This window comes from Streptomyces sp. NPDC020362 (assembly GCF_040642095.1).
In the GTDB taxonomy this organism is placed as follows: Bacteria; Actinomycetota; Actinomycetes; order Streptomycetales; family Streptomycetaceae; genus Streptomyces.
In genome coordinates this window covers 1-22,659 of sequence record NZ_JBFAET010000049.1, presented here as the reverse complement: position 1 = coordinate 22,659, position 22,659 = coordinate 1, and the positions used below count along the sequence as shown (strand labels likewise).

Sequence of the window (22,659 nt, the reverse complement as noted above, 5' to 3'; positions counted from 1 at the left end):
GACCGTTCCTGTCGTGCCGTTCAGCCGGCGTCGTCGCACGCCCGCAGCAGCAGCACCGCCGTGTCGTCCACCCGCTCCCGTGCCGCCACGCTGTGCCGCACCAGCTCGTCGGCCAGCTGCTCCAGGGGCTGGTGGCCGATCTCGGCGAACAGCGCCCCCAGGTCGACCAGGGCGTCCTCGATGTCCATGCCGGGCGACTCCACCAGACCGTCCGTGTACAGGGCGAGCACCGAGCCGGGGGTCAGGGACACCTCGGTCGTCGGGTAGACCGCCGCCGAGTCGATCCCCAGCAGCGGGCCGCCGGCCAGGTCCAGCACCCGTACCCGTCCGTCCGGGCGCCGGAGCAGCGGAGGGGGATGCCCGGCCCGTGCCATCACCGCCCGTCCCCGCGCCGGGTCCAGCCTCAGATACAGGCAGCTGGCGAACAGGTCGGCGCCGAGGTCGATGAGCAGCCGGTTGGTACTGCCCATCACCTCCTCGGGTGCCTGCCCCACCGTGGTGTACGCGCGCACCCCGGTGCGGATCTGGCCCATCAGCGCCGCCGCCGTCACGTTGTGCCCCTGCACGTCCCCGATCACCGCCGCCGCCAGCGGCCGGGTCGGCACCAGGTCGTAGAAGTCGCCACCGATCTCCATGCCCTGGGTGGCCGGCAGATAGCGGGCGGCCGCCTCTATGCCGGGCAGCGGCGCCAGCGAGTGCGGCAGCAGCGACTCCTGGAGCCCCTGCGCCAGACGATGCTCGGCGTCGTAGAGCTGGGCGCGTTCCAGCGCCTGCGCGATCAGGCCACCGAGGCTGCTGAGCACCGCCCGTTCGTCGGCGGGAAAGACATGCGGCTCGGAGTACGCCAGCACGCACGTGCCCACCGGCCGTCCCGACGCGATCAGCGGCAGATACGCCCAGGCGGCGAACCCGTCCGGGGTTTCCGGCGGGCCCGGGTACAGCCGCTCCAGCTGCTCCCGCGAGTCGAAGAACGCCGGCACCCCGCTGGTGAGCACGTGGGCGCCCGGGTTGCGCTCGCTCAGCGGCAGCCCGTCGAGCCGCGCGACGGCGTTCGCGTCCCGGTAGCCGCGATGCCCGAGCACATGCAGCCTGCCGCCCTGGGAGCCGAGGAACACCAGCGCCTGGCTGCCGACCGACGGTGCGACCTCGTCCGCGACCAGCTGCACCACGTCCTGCACCCCCACCGCCTCGGTCAGCGCGCCGGCCAGGCTCAGCACCTGCGAGATGGACACCAGCCGCGAGGGCCCGGGACCCGGCTGCGGCCTCCCCGCGGTCATCTCCGCCACCGCCCGGGCCCGGCTGATCCGTACGCTCAGCCCGGACGTGCTCGGATACAGCCGGAACGACAGCCACTCGCCCGGCGGCCGCAGCGCCACGAACGAGGTCACCTGCTGGCTGATCAGCGCGGCCCGGTACCGGTCCTCGTACATCGGATCGTTCAGCCACGGCACCGACACCCACGGCAGCGTGCCCAGCAGCTCCCCCACGGGCCTGCCCAGCAGCTCGGCGGCCGCCGGGTTGGCGAAGGCGATGCGCCCGTGCAGATCCAGTGACACCAGCCCGTACGGCAGCCGGGCCACCAGCCGTACCGCCTCCACCGACCCCAGCGTCCCCGCCACGCCCGCAGGCGTCATCAGCAGGTCGGCCTCGGGGCCGAGGGGGCTGTTCTCCTGGTCGGCCCGCGCCATCCGCAGGGCCAGCCGCTCACAGCCGGACGTCAGGACGTCGCGCTCCCAGTCGGACAGTTCCGGCGGATGTGCTCCGGGCCAGGTGACGAACACGGCACCGTAGACCCGGTCCGCCGTCGCCACCGGCAGCGCTGCCAGCGCGAACGGGTACGGCAGCACCACCGCGATCCGCGGGTAGCGCCGCGCCATCTCCTCCTCGCCCCCCACCCACACCACCTGCCGCCCCCGCACCGCTTCCGCGACCGGGATCGGCGCGCTCAGCCCGACCCGTTCCCACGGCGCCGCGAACGCCCGCGGCATGCCCGCCATCACCGACATCTCCAGGACCGGCTCGTCGGGCCTGAGCAGGTACACCGCACCGGAGTGCGCGCCCACGTCCTCCATCATCGCGGCCAGCGCGAGCGACAGCACCGGCCTGCCGACCGGCGCCCTGGTGGCCGCCGGTGCCTGCGCAGGCCCTGGCGCGTCGGACACGCCGACCACCTCCTCGTACGGCCGCGCGTCGCACCCCCGGCTCAAGGCTCCCTCGCGGGGGCGCGCCACGCACGGCGAACGCCTCCTGTATGCGCGGGGGCTGCCCTGACCTGCAAAGGGGCGCGGCTGCCCCGGTGGTCCTCCGGATACCCCGTCCGGCCCGGCCCATGCGCCCCGGGCCGAAGCGCAGGGCGGCGTACGGGCGCCCTGCGTGCGCCCCCGCGCACCCTGATGGCCGGTTCTCCGCGCCCGCCAACGGTGACGTTGCCCAAGAATGGGGCACGCGCTGAACACCTGAAGACGTGAGCACGGCGATGCAGGTCGATGTACGGCCAACTGGAGGGGCGGGCAGTGATCCGGGTACTTCTGGTCCACGACGCGTGTCTGGTGCGATCGGTTCTGGCCGAATGGCTACGGCGGGCGCCCGGTCTGCAGGTGGAGGACACACCGTGGCGCGGCGCGGCCTCCAAGGTGCGCTCCTCGCGCCCGGACGTGTGCGCGGCGGACCTGGAGTACGGCGACGGCCACGGCGTGCCGCCGCTCGGCGACCTGTGCCCGCCCGGAACCGCGAGCCGGCCGCCGGCGCTCGTGGTGCTGGCCAGTGCGAACCGGCCCGGGCTGCTGAAACGGGCGGCCGAGGCGGGGGCGCTCGGCTTCGTCGACAAGGCCGGCTCGCCGGACGGGCTCGTGCGCGCGATCCGCTGTGTCGCGGGGAGGGAACGTTTCGTCGATGCGTCGCTGGGCTTCGGCTTCCTCAAGGCGGCGCAGATGCCGTTGACCAGACGCGAGCTGAGTGTGCTGTCGCTGGCTGCCGCGGGGGCGTCCGTCGCGGAGATCGCCGGGAGCCTCCATCTGTCCCACGGCACCGTGCGCAACTACATGGCGGCGATCACCCGGAAGACCGGGGCGCGCAACCGCATAGACGCGATCCGGATATCGCGGGGAGAGGGCTGGGTGTGATCACCGCACCGGTGTGGCCGGACGCGCCGTCCACCCTCCGACCAGGTCCCGGTACAGGGACGAGGTCCGCAGCAGCTCGTCGTGGGTGCCGCAGGCGGTGCACGGTCCGTCCATGACCAGGATGCGGCCGGCGCGCCGGGCCGAGCTGATGCGGTGCGCGACGACCACCAGGGTGCCGTCCGGGCGGGCGGCGAACGCCCGCTCGGCACGGGCCTCGGCCTCCGGGCCGAGATGGCAGGTCGCCTCGTCGAGCAGGGCGAGGGGCGCGGGCGAGAGATAGGCCCGAGCCAGCGCGATCAGCTGCCGCTCGCCCGCCGACAGGGCGGCCGGGTCGACCCGGCCCGCAGGGCCGCCGTGCGCCTCCAGCAGCGGGGTCAGCCCGATCGCGTCGGCGGCGGCCAGCAGCTCCGCCTCGGGTACCGGCTCCGGGCGGAAGAGGCCCAGGTTCTCGGCGAGGGTGCCGCTGTGTACGTATGCCTCCTGCGGGATCAGCACGCGCGACGCGGCAGCCTTTGGTCCGGGCACGGCATGCCCGCACACCCGGATCTCCCCCTCCCTGGGTTCCAGCAGCCCGGCGACCAGCCCCGTGAGCGTCGACTTCCCGATCCCGCTCGGGCCCACGACGGCGAGATGGCCTCCCACGGGCAGGCTGAGGTCGAGCCCGTCGAGGACGGGTTCACTGGCGGGCCCGTAGGCGAAGGAGACGGAGGCGAAGGTGAGCGCGGGACCCGGGGCGGGGGCGCCGGTTGGTGTGGGCGTGGCGTGCGACGTCGGCTGTTGGTGCGGTTCGGGCGTGGCGTGCGACGTCGGCTGTTGGTGCGGTTCGGGCGTGGCGTGTGACCTCGGTTGTTGGTGCGGTTCGGGCGTGGCGTGTGACCTCGGCTGTTCGTGGGGTTCCGGCGTGGCGTGAACCGTCGGCTGCTTGTGCAGGCCGGGCGAGTCATGTCGGGTCGGTCCGTCGTGCGGCCCTGCGTGCGCTCCGTCGCACGGCTCCTCGCGCGGTCCGGCATACGGCCCCCCGCACGGCCCGTCGTGCAGGTGCGCCCGCCCTGTCGCCGGGGACGGACCGGGTCGGTCGTCGGGGCTCGGTGTCCCGGAGGCTGACGGGGGGATCAGGCGGCGCAGGACGACGGTGAGGCGGGAGCCGCTGGTGCCCAGGCCGTGGACGAGGTTCTGGAGGGCGGGGAGCAGGGACTGGGTGATGTAGGCGAGGGCGCCGACCAGCGCACCCGGGGTCACGCCGCGCCCGAGCAGCCATGGCGCGCTGGCGAGCAGCAGAACCAGGGGCAGCTCGCCGCCCACCGCCAGGGCGGCCACGCGGGTCACGCTCCAGCGGGCGAGGGCGCGGGCGGCGCGCCGCTCCGCCTCGATCCGCTCACCGGTGTCGGCCGCCACCTGCGCTTCGGCGCCGGCGGCGGTGACGTCCCGCAGGCCGAGACACACCGCGCCCAGGTCCTCGGCGAGTGCTTCGTCGGCGGCGAGGAACGCCTCCTGACGGCGGGCCAGCGGCCGCAGGGTGGCCACGAACAGGCACACTCCGGCCAGCAGCGGAGGCACGACGACCGCCAGCAGCAGCGGGGCCAGCGAGAACAGGCCGATCAGCGCGCCCGCGGCCGTGAACAGGAACGAGCGGGAGACCAGCACCAGGCCCGCGAGGGTGTCCCGCGCGATCTCCACCTGCTGGGTGAGCCCGGACAGCGCCCCGGCGTCCGCCTCCCGCACCCCGCGCCCGACCACCGCCGCCACCAGGCGGTCCCGTACCGGTTCGACCAGCGCGGCGACCATGCCGTACACCCGCCCGGTCCCGTACGCACCGGCCAGTACCGCGAGCCCGGCCGCTCCGAGCCACAGCAGACCGGCCCGGGTGTTCCCGGCCAGGAACCCGGCGTCGAGCGCCCGTGCCAGCGCGTACCCGGCCAGGAAGGTCTGCCCGGCCTCCAGGACGGACCAGACGCCCAGCCGGACCAGCACCCGCCACCGCGTCCGCAGGAACCGCCCCGCCCGGCTTCGGACGGCCGTCGGCGACTTCCTCTCCCGGCGGGGAACCCGGTGCGCGTTCACGCGTGGTACCCCTCACCGAACACCGCCCGGTACTCCGCGTCCCGCCACAGCTCGGCATGCGGGCCCACCGCCCGTACCCGTCCCCCGTCCAGCCAGGCGACCGTGTCGGCGCGGGCCGCCGTGGCCGCGCGGTGGGCGATCAGCAGACGGGTGGGGCCCGCGCCGGGGGCCAGCAGGGATTCGGTGATCTCGTGCTCGGTGACCGTGTCGAGGCTGGAGAGGGCGTCGTCCAGGATCAGCAGGCGGCCGCCGTGGGCGAAGGCGCGGGCGAGACCGAGGCGTTGCGATTCGCCGCCGGAGCGGGGCGCTGCCGCGCACGGCGTGGCATAACCGTGGGGCAGCCGGCGTACGAAGGTGTCGGCGCGGGCCGCGGCCGCGGCCGACCGGACCCGGGCGGGCGAGGGTGCGCCGAGCCCGAACGCGATGGTGTCCTCGACGGTCGTGCCCAGCAGGGCGGGGCGTTCGAAGGCGTAGGAGACCGCGCGGCGCAGGTCCGCGTGGGCCAGGACGCGCAGCGCAACCCCGTCGAGGAGCACCTCGCCCGCGTCCGGGTCGGCGAGTCGGCCGGCGAGCTGGGCGAGCAGGGACTTGCCGCTGCCGGAGCGGCCGACCACGGCGAGGGTCGTGCCGCCGGGGACGACCAGGTCGACGCCGTCCAGGGCGGTGTGCCGGCCCCGGCGCGCCGTCACGCCCCGCAGCTCCAGCCGCCCCGGGCCGGGCGGCAGGTGCAGGGTGCCGAATCCGGGCGCCGGCTCGGACAGCACCTCGGCGAGCCGCCCGGTCGCCGCGCGGGCCCGGGAGAGCGCGGCCAGGTGGCCCACCAGCACCCCGACGCCCGTCGCGAGGACCGCGTAGCGGGAGGCGGCCAGCAGCTCGCCCACCGTGAGCCGGTGCCGCACGAGCAGGAGCCCGGCCACCGCGACCACGCCCAGGTTGAGCAGCGGTGCCACGGTCATCGCCTGTGCGGCGGCTCGCCCCTGCACCCGCCACATGCGGTGCCCGGCGCGGGACAGCTCGGGCAGCGGCGCGAGGATCCTGGCCGCCTCCCGGTCCGCCACGCCCGCGGCGCGTATCGTGCGGGAGCCGCCGACCGCCTCCGCGAGCGCGCCGGCGAGCCGCCCCTGCACACGCAGGTAGTCGGCCGCGCATGCCGACGTGTCCCGGGCGAAGGCACGCAGCAGCAGCGCCAGGACCGGGGCACCGGCGAGGAACACGGCCGCCAGCCACGGGTCGATGAGCCCGAGTGCCACCACACCCCCGACCGGCCCGGCGAGCGCGGCGAGCAGTGCGGCCAGCGCGCCCGGCGCCGTCCCGGCCTGCGGGGCGCTGCCGACCAGCCGCGCCACGAGGTCCCCGGCGCCGAACCGGGCGCCCGCGCGCGGGCCCACGGCCAGCAGATGCCCGGTGACCCGGACGCGCAGCCATGCGGTGGACCGGGCGTCGAGCGTGCCGGTGAGAACGCCCGCGCACCCGTCCAGCGCCGCGAGCAGCAGCACCAGCCCCGCACAGCAGGCCACCCAGCGGGCGGCCGGCGCATGGGCGAGCAGGAGGTCGAGGGTCCGGCCGAGCGCGGCGGGCAGCAGCAGTGCGGCGGCCGTGGCGGCCGTGCTCACGGCGCACAGGGCGGCACAGCGGGCTCCGGCGTGCCGGAGCACGGCGCGCGGCAGACGGTCGGGAGTGTCGGGACTGGGCGTCATCGGCTGCGCCTCGCGTCGGATCGGACGGGAAGGCTCCGGACGCCCCTCCCGCACGGGGAGAGGGACGCCCGGAGCCATGGCCTCACCGGCCGGGTCAGAGACAGAGCAGAATGCTCGCCGCCGAGACGCAGGACAGCAGGCTCAGCGTGCTGGCGCCGCCACCGCCGTTGTGCTCGTCGGAGTCGAGGATCTGCAGGTCGAGAAGTGCCATGGTCGTGTCCTTTCCCTTTGTTGGGGACGGGGGTTGTGTCACGACTCCGTCAGGTTGCGGAGCCGCGGGTGTGGGCCGCCGGTGGCGGCGGGAGGAAGGGCAGGTGTGCGGTGCGCTCGTCGCCGAGGGCCGAGGCGAGCGCGAGCAGGCAGCCTGCCGTTCCGGTGGCGAGGTCCATGGAGAGCCGCATCATCTGGTGCCCGGGGAAGGCGAGTTGGCCCTGGTAGGCCATCGCGAACCAGCCGAGCCCCGCGATCTGCCGCTCCAGCCGCTCCCGGGTGGCGCCCGGCGCGGTGCTGCGGGCCAGGTGCAGGATCATTCCGGCGCGGCCCTGGAAGAGGCCGGGCTGGGCGTAGAAGCGGGAGGTGGCCGCGGTGACGATGCCCGTCCGCGCCTGCTCGAACTCCTCGGCGGCGCCCGCAGCGTGGGCGAGTCGGGCCGACTCCCGGCTGTCGTCCGCCGCCCGGGCGAGCGACTCGAATCTCCGGCCGCCCTCGCCCGCCAGGGCCAGGTAGTCGTCGAGGACCAGCCCGATCCCCACGCTCCCGTCACCGAGGTACGGCAGCGTCCGCCGGCCCTCGTCCACCTCCAGACCGCCGCCCGCCTCCTGGACGACACAGCAGGCCAGGTCGCGCCGGAGCGCCTCGGCCGCCGCCGCCGCGAGACGCGGCTCACCGGTCTGCGCGTAGCGCCGGAGCAGGAACAGCGCGGGCCCGCCGGCGCCCCGCAGCAGACCGGCCCGCCGCCGGGGCGGGTCCGCAACCGGCTCGGTCAGGCGTCGTACGAGGATCTCGGCGGCCTCGGCGGCATGCGTGCGCAGCTCCGGCTCGCCCGTGGAGTCCGCCAAGTGGCCGAGGACCAGGCCGAGTCCGGCGAGGCCGCCGTGCAGGTCGGACGAGAGGCTGCGCCAGTTCTCCCGCAGGATGCCCCCGACCAGGTCGAGCGCCCGCTGCCGGTGGCCGAGCCGGTCGAGGACCAGGGCCACGCCCGCGAGACCGTCGTACAGGCCGAGCGGTGTGCCGGGCGGGGGCGGCGCGGTGTGGTCCAGAAGCCAGCGTTCGCCCTCGTCGTAGCGCCCGGCGCCGCAGGCCTCCAGCGCATACAGCACCCCGGCCGCGCCGTGCGCGAGCCCGAGGCCGCCGCCGTCGGAGAACTGGGCTATGTCGCCGGGGAAGAGCCGGTCCTCGCGCTCCGGGGTCGCGGAGGCCAGGATCGCCTTGACCATCGAGTCCCGGCTGTAGGGCCAGTCGCCCGGCACCACCAGGGGAGCGGACGCGGGACGGGCCCTCCCCGCCGCCGTGTCCCGGGTGATCTCGGCGACGGCCTCGTCCAGGAAGCCGCGCGGCACGTCGGGGAACTGCTCGGCGATCACGTCCGCCAGATGGGCCGCCTTGCCCCGGTCCACCACGAACAGCGTGGTCACGGGAAGGAACAGGGCGAGGCGCAGACAGGCCAGCGCATACCGGTCGACGTCCTTGCCGCGGCGGTCCGGCGGGGCGAAGAAGCCGGGGTGGGCCACCGTCTGCCGGCCGTTCTCCGCGGCCGGGGCCGCCGCCTCGAAGTCGATGAGGTACACCGTCTCCTCGTCCGGGGCGACCATGATGTTGAAGACGTGCAGATCGTTGAAGGCCAGCCCGCGTGCGTGCACGGTCTCCACCGCTCGCTCCACGGCCCGGTGGATGCGCAGCGCCCACGCCGTGTAGTCGGCGATCTTCGACGGATCGGGGTCGGGTGTGAGCAGAGGATGCCGTTCGGCGAAGAAGGCGTTGAGCGGGCGGCCCGCCACATGGTCCATCACCAGGAACCGGTGGTCGCCGAGGGTGAACCAGTCCCGCACCTCGGGCACCACACCCGTCCCGGCGACCCGCTCCAGGGCCTCCTTCTCCCGCTCCAGCCGGGCCACCGCGTCCGCTCCGTCGGCGGCCAGCCCTGCGTGCGGGCGCCCCTCCTTGAGCACCACCCGGCGTCCGTCCCGGGTGTCCGTGCCGACGTACACCCCGCCGCCGTTGGAGAAGTGCAGCGCCTTCTCGATGCGGTAGGGCAGGTCGCCCACCGTCGTGGTGTTGCGCGCCTCCAGATGCGGCCGCAGGAACTCGGGCAGGGTGGTCCAGTCCGGCACCTGGAAGGAGGGCGCCCGCCGGTCCGGGACCAGACGTCCTTCCCCGTCGGTCACCGCTGGCACCAGCGAGCCGCGCTCGTCGACCACGTACCGGCGCGCGAAGGCCCCGTAGCGGACGTAGAGCGGGCCCTCGCCCCAGCGCAGATCGGTCAGGATGTACGGCCCCTCGCAGCCCTCGAGCAGCACGCCCAGCTCGCGCAGCACCTCGTGCAGCTGTTCCTCGCCGGCCGGGTAGACGGTGACGAACTTGCCGCTGGTGTCGCGGCCCGCGTACTTGGCGTTGCGCAGGTGCAGCAGATGTGCGGACGGCACGAACTTGAACGGGATGCGGCGCAGCACGCAGTAGTCCCACACGGTGCGGGCGATCCGCTCCGCGTTCGCCCGGGTGGCCGAGGAGTGGATCTTCCAGCCCTGGGCCGGCGACGGCAGCGGCGCACCGTCCTCGCCGAGCGGGGTCAGCATCAGCCAGTCGCCGGTACGTCCCGCGTGCCAGCCGTCCGGCACCGCACGGCGCGCCGTCGCGAACAGCGGAGCCGGCTCGCTCCCGTCCGCCGAGAGCCGGTCGGGCGTGTCGTAGAAGTGCCCGTCGGCGAGCGCGTACACCTCGTACCGCTTGTCCATGCCCCTTGTGCCCCCTCCTTCGGTGACCCGGTAGACACTCGCAGGAGGCGATCGGTCGCGGACAGTAACGACTGTCACGAGATCACTGTGCGGAACGCACGGGTAAAGATGTGTTCGGTGGCTTTCGAGCGCACCGTGCATGCGGGGCGCCCCGCGGCGTTCACAGGGGCTGCGCAGGCGGCTCATACGCGCTGTAATGGCGAAGTGGCCAGTGAGGGTGCTGCGGTGCGCAGAACGAGAGCCGAGCGTGCCGAACTTGCCCTTGAAACACTCCTTGCCGTACCCGCCTCTCCCGACCGGCTGCGCCGGGTACTCGAGCAGGCACTCGTGCTCGCAGGGGCGGCGTTCGTGGGTGTCTACGTGCCCGGCGACGACCCTTCGACGCTGTGCCTGGCCGAGTCGGCCGGCCTGCCGCGCACGCTGTACGGCCTCAGGGACGGCTATCCGGCCGCGGGCGGCTCCCCGGTCGCCGAGGCCCGGCGCATCGGGCGACCGCTGTGGCTGGGCCCGGACGAGCTGGCCGACTTTCCCGAGGCGCGCCGGACACCGTCGGCGGACTTCTCCGTGGCCGTCCTGCCGCTCGGCCAGGCCGGCAGCGGCTGTCTGGTCGCCGCGACCGAGCACCCCGGCGGCTTCGGCACCGACGACCGGGCCTGCCTGGAGCTGATCGCCCGCGCGGTCGCCGCACCCGTACCGGCCGGTGCGGCCGCGGACGGCGGCGAGCTGCCGCCGGACGCGTTCAGCCTGGCCATGGACACCGGCCGGGTCGAGGTCGGCGACGAGATCCTCGGGCTCTTCGGGATCGCCCGGGACGAGTTCGACGGCCGGGTGGAGACGCTGCTCGGTCTGACCGAGCCCGAGGACCTGCCCGCCCTGATGTCGGTGGTCGAGGCCGACCACATGTCGATCGGCGACCGCGAACTGGACTTCCGCATCCTGCAGCCTTCCGGACCACCCAGATGGCTCCGGCTGCGCGGCCGGCTGCTGCCGGGCGGCGAGGGGCGCCCGGCCCGGCTCGCCGGCACCGTCGCGGACGCCTCCACCCTGCGCTCCGACGTCACCGACGTGGCCCGGGTGCAGCGCCTGGCCGCCTCCCTCGCCATGGCCGGCACGGTCAAGGACGTCGGGAAGGCCGTCGTCGCCGCCCTGCGCCAACCCCTTCGGGCGGACCGCATCGCCCTGGCCGAACTGGAGAACGACCGGCTCGTCGTCACCGTCCTCGACCCGCCCGAACCCGAGGCCTGGCCCGAGCTGTGGCGCTCCGAATGGCGCACCGAATGGCCCGACGCACCGGTGCGCGCCATGCCCACCCTCGCCACCGCCCTGCGCGAGGGCCGCGCCCGGATCTGGCCCGCCGGCACCCCGCTGGAGCCCGCCCTCGCCGACGTCGGACCCGGCGGCCTCGCCGTCCTGCCGCTGCCCGCCGGAGGCCGGATGGCCGGCGCCTGCCTGATCGGCTGGGACCGGCCGCACGACTTCGGCCCCGACGAACGCGCCCTGCTCACCGCCTGCGCGGGCCTGACGGGGCAGGCTCTGCTGCGCGCCCACGCCTTCGACGCCGAGCACGAACTCGTCGGCATGCTCCAGCGCACCCTGCTGCCGCGCCGCCTGCCCCGGCTGCCCGGCGCGGTCGCCGTGGCCCGCTATCTGCCCACCACCGCGGGGCTGGAGGTCGGCGGCGACTGGTACGACGTGATCCCGCTCGCCGACAGCCACGTGGCCTTCGTCATCGGCGACGTCCAGGGGCACAACGCGGGCGCGGCCACCCTGATGGGCCAGATGCGCACCGCCCTGCGCGCCTACGCGACCGAGGGCCACACCCCGGACGTGGTCGTCGCCCTGGCGAACCGGCTGCTGCTCGAGATGGAGACCGACCTCTTCGCCACCTGCTGCTACGTCGACGCCGACATGGAGCAGGGCACCGCCTGGTGCGTCCGCGCCGGCCATCTGCCGCCCGTGCTGCGCCACCCGGACGGCTCGACCGAGATCGTCGTCGCCGAGGGCGGCCCGCCGCTCGGTGTGCTCACCCAGGCAGAGTTCCCGATGACCCTGCTCAGGCTCCAGCCCGGCACGGTCCTCGCGCTGACCACCGACGGGCTGGTGGAGTCCGCCGAGTCGGACATCGACGTGGGCCTGGACCGGCTCACCCGCGAGCTGGCCGCCGCCGACCCCGCCCACCTGGGTCTCGTCGCCGACGTGTTGCTCGCCGCCGCCCGCCGCGACGACGACGTCGCCCTGCTGCTGGTGCGCTACGACGGCCTGGCCATCCGCCCGCTGCGCGAGACCTGGACCGTGTGGCGGGTCCCCGAAGCCGCCCGGCACGCCCGCCGCTTCACCCGGCGCACCCTGCGCACCTGGGGCGTGTCGCCCGCCACCATGGACACGGCCCTGCTAGTCGTCTCCGAACTGGTCACCAACGCCCTCGTGCACACCGACGGCCAGGTCCGCCTCGACCTCAGCCTGATCAACCACCGGCTGCGGCTCTCCGTCGCCGACGCCTCCCCGCGCAGCCCCGTCAAGCCCACCAACATCGGCTGGGAGGCCACCGGCGGCCGCGGCATCCTGCTGGTGGAGGCGGTGTCCCAGGCCTGGGGAACCGTGCCGGTCAGCGGCGGCAAACAGGTGTGGGCGGACATCGTCCCCGAGAGCTGACCCGCCACTCGGGTACCGGTCAGGGCCGCGCACGGCAGGTCGGAGCGGCCCGCACGCCCCCGGTGCCTAGGGTCGGTCGGCGTGGCACACACCTTCGAAGAACTCGTGGAGAAGCAGCGCGCGGCCGACGCGGCACAGCGCACGGTCGAGGAGCTGCGCGACACCTACGGGCCGCCCGCCGAGCAGGGGATGAAGGGCGCCCAGTCGGGCACCTACGAGACCGCCCTGCGCGCCTGGCGGGACCTCGCGCGGGACGTGCAGACCGCGGTGACCGACTACGCCCGCGAAACGGGCCGGCCACGCGTCGAGGTGGAGGCCGAAGTGGAGCGGGCGGCGGCGGAGGACACATGAGCCGGGCGGGCCGCCGCGCCGAGCGGCTCGCGGACGCCACGGACGCCAGGCTGCCCGTCATGGAGGGCGGGGCACTGCTGCGCAAGGCGTTCCCCGAGCACTGGTCCTTCCTGCTCGGGGAGATCGCCCTCTACAGCCTCCTCGTGCTGATCCTGACCGGGGTGTGGCTGACGTTCTTCTTCCAGCCGGAGATGCGCGAGGTCGTCTACGACGGCACCTACGTCCCGCTGCGCGGGGTGCTCATGTCGGCGGCCTTCGACTCCACGCTGCGCATCAGCTTCGACGTGCGCGGCGGACTGCTGATGCGGCAGGCCCACCACTGGGCCGCGCTGGTGTTCGTCGCCGCGATCGGCCTGCACATGCTGCGGATCTTCTTCACCGGCGCCTTCCGCAGGCCCCGCGAGCTGAACTGGGCGATCGGTCTGACCCTCTTCGTCCTCGCGCTCGCCGAGGGCTTCGCCGGCTACTCGCTCCCCGACGACCTGCTCTCCGGCACCGGCCTGCGCATCGCCCAGGGCATCATGCTCTCCCTGCCGGTGGTGGGGACGTACGTGGCCTTCTTCGTCTTCGGCGGCCAGTACCCGGGCCACGACCTCATCACCCGGCTCTACCCCGTGCACATCCTGCTGCTGCCGGGCGCCCTCATCGCGTTGGTGACGGTGCATCTGATCCTGGTCTTCACCCTCAAGCACACCCAGTGGCGCGGTCCCGGCCGCAGTCGGCACAACGTCCTCGGCAAGCCCCTGTTCCCGCACTTCACCGCCCTGTCCGCGGGCCTGTCGCTGACCCTCGCGGGCGTGCTCGTGCTGCTGTCCGGCCTCGCCCAGGTCAACCCGGTCTGGAACTACGGCCCCTACCGCCCCGACGTCGTCTCCACCGGGTCCCAGCCCGACTGGTACGTCGGCTTCCTGGAGGGCGCCCTGCGCCTGGTCCCGCCGTGGGAGACGAACGTCGCCGGACACACCCTCATGTGGAACGTGCTGCTCCCGGCCGTCGTCCTGCCCGGCCTGCTGTTCACCGTGCTGTACGCCTACCCGTTCGTGGAGCAGCGCCTGACGGGGGAGGGGCGGCAGGAGCAGCACCTGTGCGACCGGCCGCGCGAACGCCCCGTGCGCACCGGCCTGGGGGTGGCGGGCACGGTCTTCTACGCCGTGCTGCTGCTGGCCGGTGGCAACGACATCATCGCCCAGACCTTTCGTATCTCCGTCAACGCCCTGACCTGGATTCTGCGCGTCGCCCTCGTCGTGGCCCCCGTCCTCGCCTTCGTGCTCACCCGCTGGGTGTGCCGGGCGCTGACCGCGGCCGAGTGCGAGCGCCTCGCCGAGGGCGTGCCGACCGGCGAGATCCGCCAGAGCGTCACCGGCGGCTACGGCAGCGACCACGAGCCGGTCGGGAGATTCCGTCCCGGCGCACCGCGCAGACCCCTCACCGGTGCACGTACTGAAACACCAGACCGAACACGCCGCGGGCCAGAACACCCAGACCGATGAGGAACAGCCACAGCCCGTAGACCACACCGGTCGCCGTCACCGCGAACCCGAGGGCGGTGACGACGGGCCACAGGCTCTCGTCCGGGAAGAACGCCACCGGACCGGCCCCCTCCGTCACCTCCGCGTCCGTACGGTCCTGGGCCCGCGTCCCCCTGCGCCGGTACTGGATCAGGCAGAAGAACGCGACCAGCGCCGCCATCCCGAACGCGACGACCAGCGCGGTCGTGCCCGTCTCGTCCTCCGACCACACCCCGTACAGGGCCGCGGCCCCGCCGAAGAACACCGCCACCCCGCCGAACAGCATGGCCTCCGCCTTCACCGCAGCCCCTCCCGCTCGGCGGTCCGGACGACCTCCGGATGGTGCAGGTCGAAGGCCGGCGACTCCGAGCGCACCCGGGGCAGTGCCAGGAAGTTGTGGCGCGGCGGCGGGCAGGACGTCGCCCACTCCAGGCTCCGCCCCCACCCCCACGGGTCGTCCTCGGTGACCTTCCCGGCCCTGGTCGCGGTGCGCCAGACGTTGTAGAGGAACGGCAGTGTCGACACGCCGAGCAGGAACGCACCGGCCGACGACAGGGTGTTGAGCAGCGTGAAGCCGTCCGAGGGCAGATAGTCCGCGTACCGGCGGGGCATTCCCTCCTCGCCCAGCCAGTGCTGCACCAGGAAGGTCAGCTGGAACGCCGGGAACAGCAGCCAGAAGTGCAGCTTGCCGAGCCGCTCGTCCAGCATCTTCCCGGTGAGCTTCGGCCACCAGAAGTAGAACCCGGCGAACATCGCGAACACCACCGTGCCGAAGAGCACGTAGTGCAGATGCGCCACGATGAAGTACGAGTCGGTCAGATGGAAGTCCAGCGGCGGCGAGGCGATCAGCACCCCGCTCAGCCCGCCCAGCAGGAAGGACACCAGGAACCCCAGCGACCACAGCATCGGTGTCTCGAACGAGACGGACCCGTGGACCATCGTCCCGATCCACGCGAAGAACTTGATGCCCGTGGGCACCGCGATCAGGAAGGACATCGCCGAGAAGAACGGCAGCAGCACCGCGCCCGTGGCGAACATGTGGTGCGCCCACACCACCGCCGACAGCATGGTGATCGCGATCGTCGCCCCGATCATCGGGAGATATCCGAACAGCGGCTTGCGCGAGAACACCGGCAGGATCTCCGAGATGATCCCGAAGAACGGAAGCGCGACGATGTACACCTCGGGATGGCCGAAGAACCAGAACAGGTGCTGCCACAGCAGTGCACCCCCGTTCGCCGCGTCGAAGACGTGCGCCCCGAACTTCCGGTCCGCCTCCAGCGCCAGCAGCGCCGCCGTCAGCACCGGGAACGCGGGCAGCACCAGGATCGAGGTGAACAGCACGTTCCAGGTGAAGATCGGCATCCGGAACATCGTCATGCCCGGCGCCCGCAGGCACATGATCGTCGCGATGAAGTTGACCGCGCCGAGCGTTGTCGACACACCGGCGACCACCAGGCCCATCACCCACAGGTCACCGCCCGCGCCGGGGGAGAAGTAGGCGCTGTTCAGCGGCGCGTACGCGAACCAGCCGAAGGCGGCCGCACCGCCCGGCACCAGGAACCCGGACACCACCATCAGCCCGCCGAACAGGTACATCCAGTACGACAGCGCGTTCAGCCGCGGGAAGGCCACGTCCGGCGCGCCGATCTGCAGCGGCATCACGGCGTTCGTGAAGCCGGCGAACATCGGCGTCGCGAACAACAGCATCATGATGGTGCCGTGGATGGTGAAGAACTGGTCGTAACCCTGCTCGCTCAGGAACTGCAGTCCGGGCCGGGCCAGTTCGGCGCGCATGGCGAGGGCCAGCAGCCCGGCCAGCAGGAAGAAGCAGAACGCCGTGACCATGTAGAGCCGGCCGATCACCTTGTGGTCGGTCGTGGAGACCCAGCGCAGCACGGCCCGGCCCGGCCGCGGGGCGGGGGCCGTGTACCGGGCGACGATCTCCTGGGTATCCGGCAATTCGGGTAGTTCGGTCATCGCCGGTGACGCTACTCCCCGTGCCCGAAGCCCCGCCCGCGCCACGCCCTGCACACGCCGCCACGTGTACCGCCCTCGGCGCCGGAGCGGCATCGCCGTGCCGGACAGCAGCGCGCGGAAAGCCCCGCCGGGACACCGAGGAGCTGGGCCGGGCGGGCGTCAGGTCGTAGCCGGTGGCCTCCAGGACTCCTTGATCGCCACCGGTTGGCGCAATGACACGGCGCGTGCGTGGCCGAATGCCAACCCGGCCCCCGGTGCGAGCAGATGTCCTGGCGAGCACCCGCCGGTGCGGGGGGCCGGGCCTGTCGGCCGGTCAGGCGTGGGTCTTGGCCAGCAGCTCCAGGACGTCCGCCGTCGTTCCGCTCTCGCCGAGCCGCGGGAAGATCCGCTCGACGCTGCCCGCGTGCGCCTGCGGGTCGCTGTCGGCCATCGCGTCGGTGGCGAGGGTGACGTGGTAGCCGTGGGCGTAGGCGTCACGGGCGGTGGACTCGACGCCGATGCTGGTGGAGATGCCGGTGAGGACGATCTGGGTGATGCCGCGGCGGCGCAGCTGGACATCCAGGTCGGTGCCGTGGAAGGCGCTCCAGTTGTGCTTGGTCACGCGGATGTCTCCCGGATGGCCGGACAGTTCGTCGACGATGACGTCCCAGCCTTCCGGGAAGGCCAGACCACGGGCCTGCCTCTCGGTGCGGCCGGGGACGGCGTCCGCCCAGTCGGGCGCGAAGGAGACCCGGACGAGGACCACGGGCAGGCCGCGGGAGCGGAACGCGTCGGCGAGTTCGGCCGTGCGGGACACGACGTCCGCGGCGGGGTACGGCTCGGTGGGCATGCCCGTGATGCCGGCCTGGAGGTCGATCGCGACGAGGGCGGTACGGGGGTCGAGGGTGGTGAGCGACATGAGTCGGTCAGGCCTTTCGAGGGGTGGGCCGGCCGAGGGGACGGCCGGGCGGGATCGCCGCCGGCGGCAGAGCCGGACCGGCGGGCATGAACAGGGTCGGGCCGTGTGGTCCGGCCGGATCGGTGCGGTACGGGGGGAGTGCCGCGGTGGCCGCGATCGCGCCGAGTCGGGGGTGGAGCGTCGCGGTGACCGAGGACGCGCCGAGTCGGCGGGTGAGTCCGGACGTCACGGACGCGAGAGCCGTGCCAGCAGCTCAATCGCCGTCAGGACCGTCTGCCGCTCCTCCTCGGTGTAGCGGTCCTGGAAGGCGCGGGCCAGCCACTCCTCGCGCAGCTGCCTGTTGCCCTCGACCCGTGCCCGGCCGGCCTCGGTGAGGGTGACCAGCTGGCGGCGGCCGTCGTCGGGGTCGGGGGCACGCCGGATCAGGCCGTGCTGCTCCAGGGCGGCCAGCGTGGTCGCCATGGACTGCGGCCGCACCCCCTCGGCGGCGGCCAGGGCGCTGGCGGTGGCAGCGCCGTGCTTGCCGACCAGGGAGAGTGCCGACTCCTGGGACGGCGTGAGGTCGGCGTCCTGCGCGACCTCGCGGATACGGCGCCGCAGCCGGCTGAAGACCACGCGCAGGTCCAGCGCGGCGCGGCCGGCGGAGTCCGAGATGTGCTCCATGCCGCCAGGCTAGGACGGGCAGCTGAAACTGTCCAGTCGAAACTGTTCAGTCCAACCTGAATAATTCCCCCGAGGTCGCGGGCCTCCCGGGTTCCCTAGGCTGGTGGTGTGCGCCTTCTCCTGATGTCCGACACCCACCTCCCCAAGCGTGCCAAGCAGCTGCCCGACCAGCTGCTCGCCGAACTCCCGCACGCGGACGTCGTGTTCCACGCCGGCGACTGGGTCGATACCGCCACTCTCGACCTGCTGGAGAGCCGCAGCCGCCGGCTCATCGGTGTCCACGGCAACAACGACGGCCCCGACCTGCGCGCCCGGCTCCCCGAGGTGGCCTACGCCGAACTGGGCGGCCTGCGGTTCGGCGTGGTGCACGAGACGGGCCCCGCCGAGGGCCGCGAGACCCGCTGCGCCGCCCGCTTCCCCGACCTCGACGTACTGGTCTTCGGCCACAGCCACATCCCCTGGGACACCGTCGCCCCCGGCGGCCTGCGGCTGCTCAACCCCGGCTCCCCGACCGACCGCCGCCGACAGCCGCACTGCACCTACCTCACGGCGACCCTCGCCGACGGCGCGCTCACCGACGTCACCCTCCGGCGTCTGCCTCAGCGGTAGCGGGCCTGTGGCACGATGCGCTGATGATCAACGAAATCGACATACCCGACGTCGTCCCCGCGGGCCGCATGGCGAAGGGCGACCAGCCGGTCCTCGACCTGCCGGGCGGCCTGGAGCTGAGGCCCTGGCGGGCCGACGATGCCGACGCCGACGCGCTGCTGGCCGGCGGGCAGGACCCGGCGATCCGGCAGTGGAACCTGTTCTCCGTCTCCAGCCGTGACGAGGCCCGCGCCCGGATCGAGCGCATGCACGAGCGGTGGCGGGCCGAGACCGGCGCCGTGTGGGCGATCGCCCAGCCCGGCGGTGCGCCGCTCGGTCTCGCCGGGCTCCACGCCGTCGACCTGGCCGGAGGCAGCGCCGACGTCATGTACTGGGTGCTGCCCGCCTCGCGCGGCGGCGGCATCGTCGTCGAGGCGGCCCGGCGGCTCGGCCGGTGGGCCCTGGACGACCTGGGCCTGCACCGTCTGCGGCTGTGCCACGCGGTCGCCAACGCGGCCTCCTGCCGTGTCGCGGAGAAGGTGGGATACGCCTTCGAGGGCACCATGCGCTCCTCGCTCCTGCACGCCGACGGCTGGCACGACGAGCACCTGCACGCCCTCGTGTCCGGGGCCGACTGATCCGGGCCGACTGATCCGGTTCGGCCGTGCCGCAACTGCCTGAGCCGAGGCCGATCACGCCGGGCCGTCCGAGCCGCGGCCGACCGTGCCGGGACTGGTTGAGTCGGAGCTGCCTGATCCGGCGGCGACTGAGCTGGGCCGACCGTGCCGGACTGTCCGAGCCGGGCTGACCGAGCTGGGACTTTCCGAGTCGGAGTTGTCTGGGCCGGGGCTGACCGAGCTGGGACTTTCCGAGTCGGAGTTGTCTGGGCCGGGGCTGACCGAGCTGGGACTTTCCGAGTCGGAGTTGTCTGGGCCGGGGCCGACCGTGCCGGGACTGGTTGAGTCGGAGCTGCCTGATCCGGCGGCGACTGAGCTGGGCCGACCGTGCCGGACTGTCCGAGCCGGGGCTGACCGAGCTGGGACTTTCCGAGTCGGAGTTGCCTGAGCCGCGGCCGACGGTGCCGGGACTGGCTCGGCCGGAGTTGCCCGGGCCGGGGCCGACTCGTGGGCGTCGGGTGCGGTGTCTACCGGTGCCGGTGCCGGTGCCGGTGCCGGTGGGCGGGTCGGGTCTGCCTCCGGTGCCGTACACAGGTGGCCACCAGCGCCAGCGCCGCGCCCGCCGCCACCGCGACACCGGCCCGCTTCGCCACCGGCAGCCCCGCAGCGCGCAGGAGGTCGAGCGGCTCCACCGCCTCCTCGTCCCCGGCGGCGGGAGGTCCCGGTTGTTCCCCGGGCGTCCGTGGCGGTCGTTGCCCGGTCGTCCGTGGCGGCGGCTCGCCGAGCCGCTGCGCGAGGCACGCGGCGAACTGACCCACCAGCCGGTCGCCCACCTCCGCCAGGACGCCGCGGCCGAACTGCGCCGGACGCCCGGTCACCGTCAGATCGGTCCGCACCGACACCGCCGTGCCGCCATCACGCTCGCTCAGCGCACCGGTGACCGTCGCTCTGGCCGTGCCCTGCCCGCGCGTCTCCCGGCCGCTGGCCACCAGCACCATCCGGTGCGCCGCCTCGTCCTTCTCCTCGAAGACCGCGGTGCCCCGGTAGATCACCGTGACCGGCCCGACCTTCACCTTCACCGAGCCGGTCACGGTCGTGCCGTCGTACTCCTCCACCGCCGCGCCCGGCAGACAGGGCGCGACGCGTTCGATGTCGAGGAGCGCGTGCCAGGCGTCCTCGACCGGGACGGGGACCGTGAACTCGTGGTGCAGCTCCATGGGTTCCTCCTCGCACCCGCAACTCACAAAGCGGCGGGGTGGTGGATGGCTCCGGCGGTCGTGGTCAGGGGTGCGCCACTGCCGCCCCAGCGCAGCGCGACGATCTCGGCGGCGACGGACACGGCGACCTCCTCGGGTGTGCGGGCCCCGAGGTCCAGCCCGAGCGGCGAGCGCAGCCGGGCCAGTTCGGCCTCCGTGAGACCGGCCTCGGTCAGCCGCTCGCGCCGCTCGTCGTGGGTGCGGCGGCTGCCCATCGCCCCGATGTAGGCGGCGGGCCGGCGCAGCGCCTCCTCCAGCAGCGGCACGTCGAACTTCGGGTCGTGGGTGAGAACGCAGATCACCGTGCGCTCGTCGGTGTCGGTGCTCCCGAGATAGCGGTGCGGCCATTCGACGACGACCTCGACGCCCGCCGGGAAGCGCTTGGGCGTGGCGAAGACCGGGCGGGCGTCGCACACGGTGACCCGGTAGCCGAGGAAGTCGCCGATGCGGGCCACCGCGGCCGCGTAGTCGATCGCGCCGAAGACCAGCATGCGCGGCGGTGGCGCGAACGACTGCAGGAACACCGTGACGGCGTCCTCGCGGCGCTCCCCGTGAGGTCCGTAGTGCCTGAGCACCGAGGCGCCGAGGGCGAGTTCGCCGCGCGCGTCGGCGGTGACCGCGGCATCGAGTCCGCTCGCGCCGAGCGTCCCGGCCACGGTGCCCGGCCAGACGGCCAGCGTGGCCCCGCGCGGGGCAGGCCCGTCGACCACTGTGGCCGCGGTCACCGGCTCGCCCGCGGCGACGGACGAGGCGACCTCGCCGAAGGCCGGGTCGGTCTCGGGCGTCACGGACCGCACCAGCACCGTGATCTCGCCACCACAGGTGAGGCCGACCGCGAACGCGTCCTCGTCGCTGTACCCGAAGGTCTCGAGCCGCGCCTCGCCGCCCGCCACCACCTCCTGCGCGAGCTCGTACACCGCGCCTTCCACACAGCCCCCGGAGACGCTCCCCACGACCTCGTCGTCGGACCCCACGGCCATGGCGGCGCCGGGGCCGCGCGGCGCACTGCGGCTGACCGAGACGACGGTGGCCAGACCGAACGGCATCCGGGCCGCGTACCAGCGCTCCAGCGCGGGCAGAATCTCACGCACGCTCCGCTCCTTTCCCGACGGGCACGGGGATATCTCCGGCCTCCGCCCCGCGCACCACCGCCGCCAGCCGCTCCAGCGCCGCCAGGCTGTGTCCCTCGACGAAGACGTCCACACTGGGCAGGGCCGCCGCCATCCCGGCGGCCAGCGGCGCATAGCCGGGGCGGGCCTTGCGCGGGTTCGCCCAGATCACCTGGTGCGCCAGCGCGTGCAGGCGGCGCATCTGCGCGCCCAGCAGCTCCGGATCGTCGCGCTCCCAGCCGTCCGAGAGCAGGACGACCACCGCGCCGCGTGCCATGCCGCGCTGCCCCCAGCGGTTGAGGAACTCGCGCAGCAGCTCGCCGAGCCGGGTGCCGCCGCGCCAGTCCGGCACGGCCGCCGCGAGGGCGGCCATCGCCAGGTCCGGGTCACGGTGCGAGAGCTCGCGGGTGGCCCGGGTCAGCCGCGTGCCGATGGTGAACACCTCGGTCCGGCCCGCACGCACCGCCGCATGGGCGAACCGCAGCAGCGCGTCGGCGTAGGGCGCCATCGAGCCGCTCACGTCGACGAGGAGCACGACCCGACGGGGCTGTTGCACGCGCGCGTGCCGCCGCAGCAGGGCCGGCTCACCGCCGCGCCGCAGCAGCTCCCGTACGGTGCGGCGCGGGTCGATGTCCCCGCGCCGGGCGGGCCGGCGCCGTGCCGAACGCCGGGTCTGCCCGTGCAGGGCGAAGGCCGCGAGCAGCCGGTGGAGCTGGGCGCGCTCAGCGGTGTCCAGGTCGGTGACGTCGCGGTGCCGCAGTACCTCCGCGGAGCTGGCGAGGGCGGCGGAGGGTGGTCCGAGGGGCTCGCTCTCGCCCGGCGCACGCGTCCCGGCGGGCGCATCCCGCACGACGAGCCGCATCCGGGGCGGCGCAGCTGCCCGTACCGGATGCCGGGCGGGCTCGCCGACCGGCCCGAAGTACGCGGCGAACACCCGCTCGTACCGCTCCAGGTCGTCGTGTCCGCCGCACAGTGTCGCCCGACCCGCCCAGTACACGTCCGCCCGGATCCCGGGCCGCAGCACGTCCACCGCGCGCAGGAACGCGTACAGCCGCTCGGTACTCGCGTCGACCCCCGCCGCCCGCAACGCCCGCACGAAGCCGACCAGCACGGCATCCGCCGCCCGCCCCGCGCCCCCCGGCCCGCCCGAACCGCTGGGCCTGCCTGCACCGCCCGAACCGCTGGGCCTGCCTGCACCGCCCGAAC

General features: G+C 74.0%; 19 protein-coding genes. 6 read left to right on the top strand and 13 right to left on the bottom strand.

Features of this window, described 5'->3' with window-relative positions; translation table 11 throughout:
* Positions 1-20: 20 nt before the first annotated feature.
* Positions 21-2,171, bottom strand: coding sequence for a SpoIIE family protein phosphatase (locus tag AB0H32_RS19750; protein ID WP_361121920.1), 2,151 nt, complete (start codon positions 2,169-2,171; stop codon positions 21-23).
* Positions 2,172-2,513: 342 nt separating this feature from the next.
* On the opposite strand from AB0H32_RS19750, the gene AB0H32_RS19745 reads away from it, so the two are divergent.
* Positions 2,514-3,122, top strand: coding sequence for a response regulator transcription factor (locus AB0H32_RS19745; RefSeq protein WP_361121849.1), 609 nt, complete (start codon positions 2,514-2,516; stop codon positions 3,120-3,122).
* Here AB0H32_RS19745 and AB0H32_RS19740 read toward each other — a convergent pair whose 3' ends face one another.
* The 4 genes from AB0H32_RS19740 to lanKC form a co-directional block, all read right to left on the bottom strand.
* Complete coding sequence (locus tag AB0H32_RS19740) at positions 3,123-5,093, bottom strand: ATP-binding cassette domain-containing protein (protein WP_361121917.1); 1,971 nt, start codon at positions 5,091-5,093, stop codon at positions 3,123-3,125.
* Between the two features lie 86 nt (positions 5,094-5,179).
* Positions 5,180-6,880, bottom strand: coding sequence for an ABC transporter ATP-binding protein (locus AB0H32_RS19735; RefSeq protein WP_361121846.1), 1,701 nt, complete (start codon positions 6,878-6,880; stop codon positions 5,180-5,182).
* A gap of 94 nt (positions 6,881-6,974) precedes the next feature.
* Positions 6,975-7,091 carry a SapB/AmfS family lanthipeptide gene (locus AB0H32_RS19730; RefSeq protein ID WP_361121843.1) on the bottom strand — a complete coding sequence of 39 codons (117 nt, stop codon included), beginning with the start codon at positions 7,089-7,091 and terminating at the stop codon, positions 6,975-6,977.
* A 49-nt stretch (positions 7,092-7,140) separates the two neighbouring features.
* Positions 7,141-9,831 carry a class III lanthionine synthetase LanKC gene (gene lanKC, locus AB0H32_RS19725; RefSeq protein WP_361121840.1) on the bottom strand — a complete coding sequence of 897 codons (2,691 nt, stop codon included), beginning with the start codon at positions 9,829-9,831 and terminating at the stop codon, positions 7,141-7,143.
* Positions 9,832-10,035: 204 nt separating this feature from the next.
* On the opposite strand from lanKC, the gene AB0H32_RS19720 reads away from it, so the two are divergent.
* From AB0H32_RS19720 to AB0H32_RS19710, 3 genes are all read left to right on the top strand, one after another.
* Complete coding sequence (locus AB0H32_RS19720) at positions 10,036-12,483, top strand: SpoIIE family protein phosphatase (RefSeq protein WP_361121837.1); 2,448 nt, start codon at positions 10,036-10,038, stop codon at positions 12,481-12,483.
* Between the two features lie 81 nt (positions 12,484-12,564).
* Positions 12,565-12,834, top strand: a complete 270-nt coding sequence (locus AB0H32_RS19715; protein ID WP_361121834.1) for a hypothetical protein — start codon at positions 12,565-12,567, stop codon at positions 12,832-12,834.
* On the top strand, positions 12,831-14,324 hold the full coding sequence (locus tag AB0H32_RS19710) for a ubiquinol-cytochrome c reductase cytochrome b subunit (protein WP_361121831.1): 1,494 nt from the start codon (positions 12,831-12,833) through the stop codon (positions 14,322-14,324). Before AB0H32_RS19715 ends, AB0H32_RS19710 begins: the two co-directional genes overlap by 4 nt.
* Here AB0H32_RS19710 and AB0H32_RS19705 read toward each other — a convergent pair.
* The 5 genes from AB0H32_RS19705 to AB0H32_RS19685 all read right to left on the bottom strand — a co-directional run bounded on the left by AB0H32_RS19705 (position 14,260) and on the right by AB0H32_RS19685 (position 17,883).
* On the bottom strand, positions 14,260-14,643 hold the full coding sequence (locus AB0H32_RS19705; RefSeq protein WP_361121828.1) for a cytochrome c oxidase subunit 4: 384 nt from the start codon (positions 14,641-14,643) through the stop codon (positions 14,260-14,262). The two genes, AB0H32_RS19710 and AB0H32_RS19705, sit on opposite strands and share 65 nt — an antisense overlap.
* Complete coding sequence (locus AB0H32_RS19700) at positions 14,640-16,190, bottom strand: cbb3-type cytochrome c oxidase subunit I (protein ID WP_361121914.1); 1,551 nt, start codon at positions 16,188-16,190, stop codon at positions 14,640-14,642. The genes AB0H32_RS19705 and AB0H32_RS19700 overlap by 4 nt, the downstream gene beginning before the upstream one ends.
* A 445-nt stretch (positions 16,191-16,635) precedes the next feature.
* Positions 16,636-17,220 carry an isochorismatase family protein gene (locus AB0H32_RS19695; protein ID WP_361121826.1) on the bottom strand — a complete coding sequence of 195 codons (585 nt, stop codon included), beginning with the start codon at positions 17,218-17,220 and terminating at the stop codon, positions 16,636-16,638.
* Between the two features lie 7 nt (positions 17,221-17,227).
* Positions 17,228-17,449 (bottom strand): hypothetical protein, encoded by a 222-nt coding sequence (locus AB0H32_RS19690; protein ID WP_361121823.1) that lies wholly within the window; start codon positions 17,447-17,449, stop codon positions 17,228-17,230.
* Positions 17,446-17,883: a MarR family transcriptional regulator gene (locus AB0H32_RS19685; protein WP_361121820.1), complete on the bottom strand. Its 438-nt coding sequence runs from the start codon at positions 17,881-17,883 to the stop codon at positions 17,446-17,448. The genes AB0H32_RS19690 and AB0H32_RS19685 overlap by 4 nt, the downstream gene beginning before the upstream one ends.
* Positions 17,884-17,991: 108 nt before the next feature.
* Between AB0H32_RS19685 and AB0H32_RS19680 the strand changes: the two genes are divergently transcribed.
* Both AB0H32_RS19680 and AB0H32_RS19675 read left to right on the top strand, forming a co-directional pair.
* On the top strand, positions 17,992-18,492 hold the full coding sequence (locus AB0H32_RS19680) for a metallophosphoesterase (RefSeq protein WP_361121817.1): 501 nt from the start codon (positions 17,992-17,994) through the stop codon (positions 18,490-18,492).
* A gap of 23 nt (positions 18,493-18,515) precedes the next feature.
* Positions 18,516-19,109 (top strand): GNAT family N-acetyltransferase, encoded by a 594-nt coding sequence (locus tag AB0H32_RS19675; RefSeq protein ID WP_361121814.1) that lies wholly within the window; start codon positions 18,516-18,518, stop codon positions 19,107-19,109.
* Between the two features lie 506 nt (positions 19,110-19,615).
* On the opposite strand, the gene AB0H32_RS19670 is transcribed toward AB0H32_RS19675, so the two are convergent.
* Genes AB0H32_RS19670 through AB0H32_RS19660 form a run of 3 tightly spaced genes read right to left on the bottom strand, consistent with a single transcriptional unit; the run spans position 19,616 to position 22,564 of the window.
* Positions 19,616-20,305, bottom strand: a complete 690-nt coding sequence (locus tag AB0H32_RS19670) for an SRPBCC family protein (protein WP_361121811.1) — start codon at positions 20,303-20,305, stop codon at positions 19,616-19,618.
* Positions 20,306-20,328: 23 nt separating this feature from the next.
* Positions 20,329-21,435, bottom strand: a complete 1,107-nt coding sequence (locus tag AB0H32_RS19665) for an XdhC/CoxI family protein (RefSeq protein ID WP_361121808.1) — start codon at positions 21,433-21,435, stop codon at positions 20,329-20,331.
* Complete coding sequence (locus tag AB0H32_RS19660) at positions 21,428-22,564, bottom strand: VWA domain-containing protein (RefSeq protein ID WP_361121911.1); 1,137 nt, start codon at positions 22,562-22,564, stop codon at positions 21,428-21,430. Before AB0H32_RS19660 ends, AB0H32_RS19665 begins: the two co-directional genes overlap by 8 nt.
* Positions 22,565-22,659 lie beyond the last annotated feature (95 nt).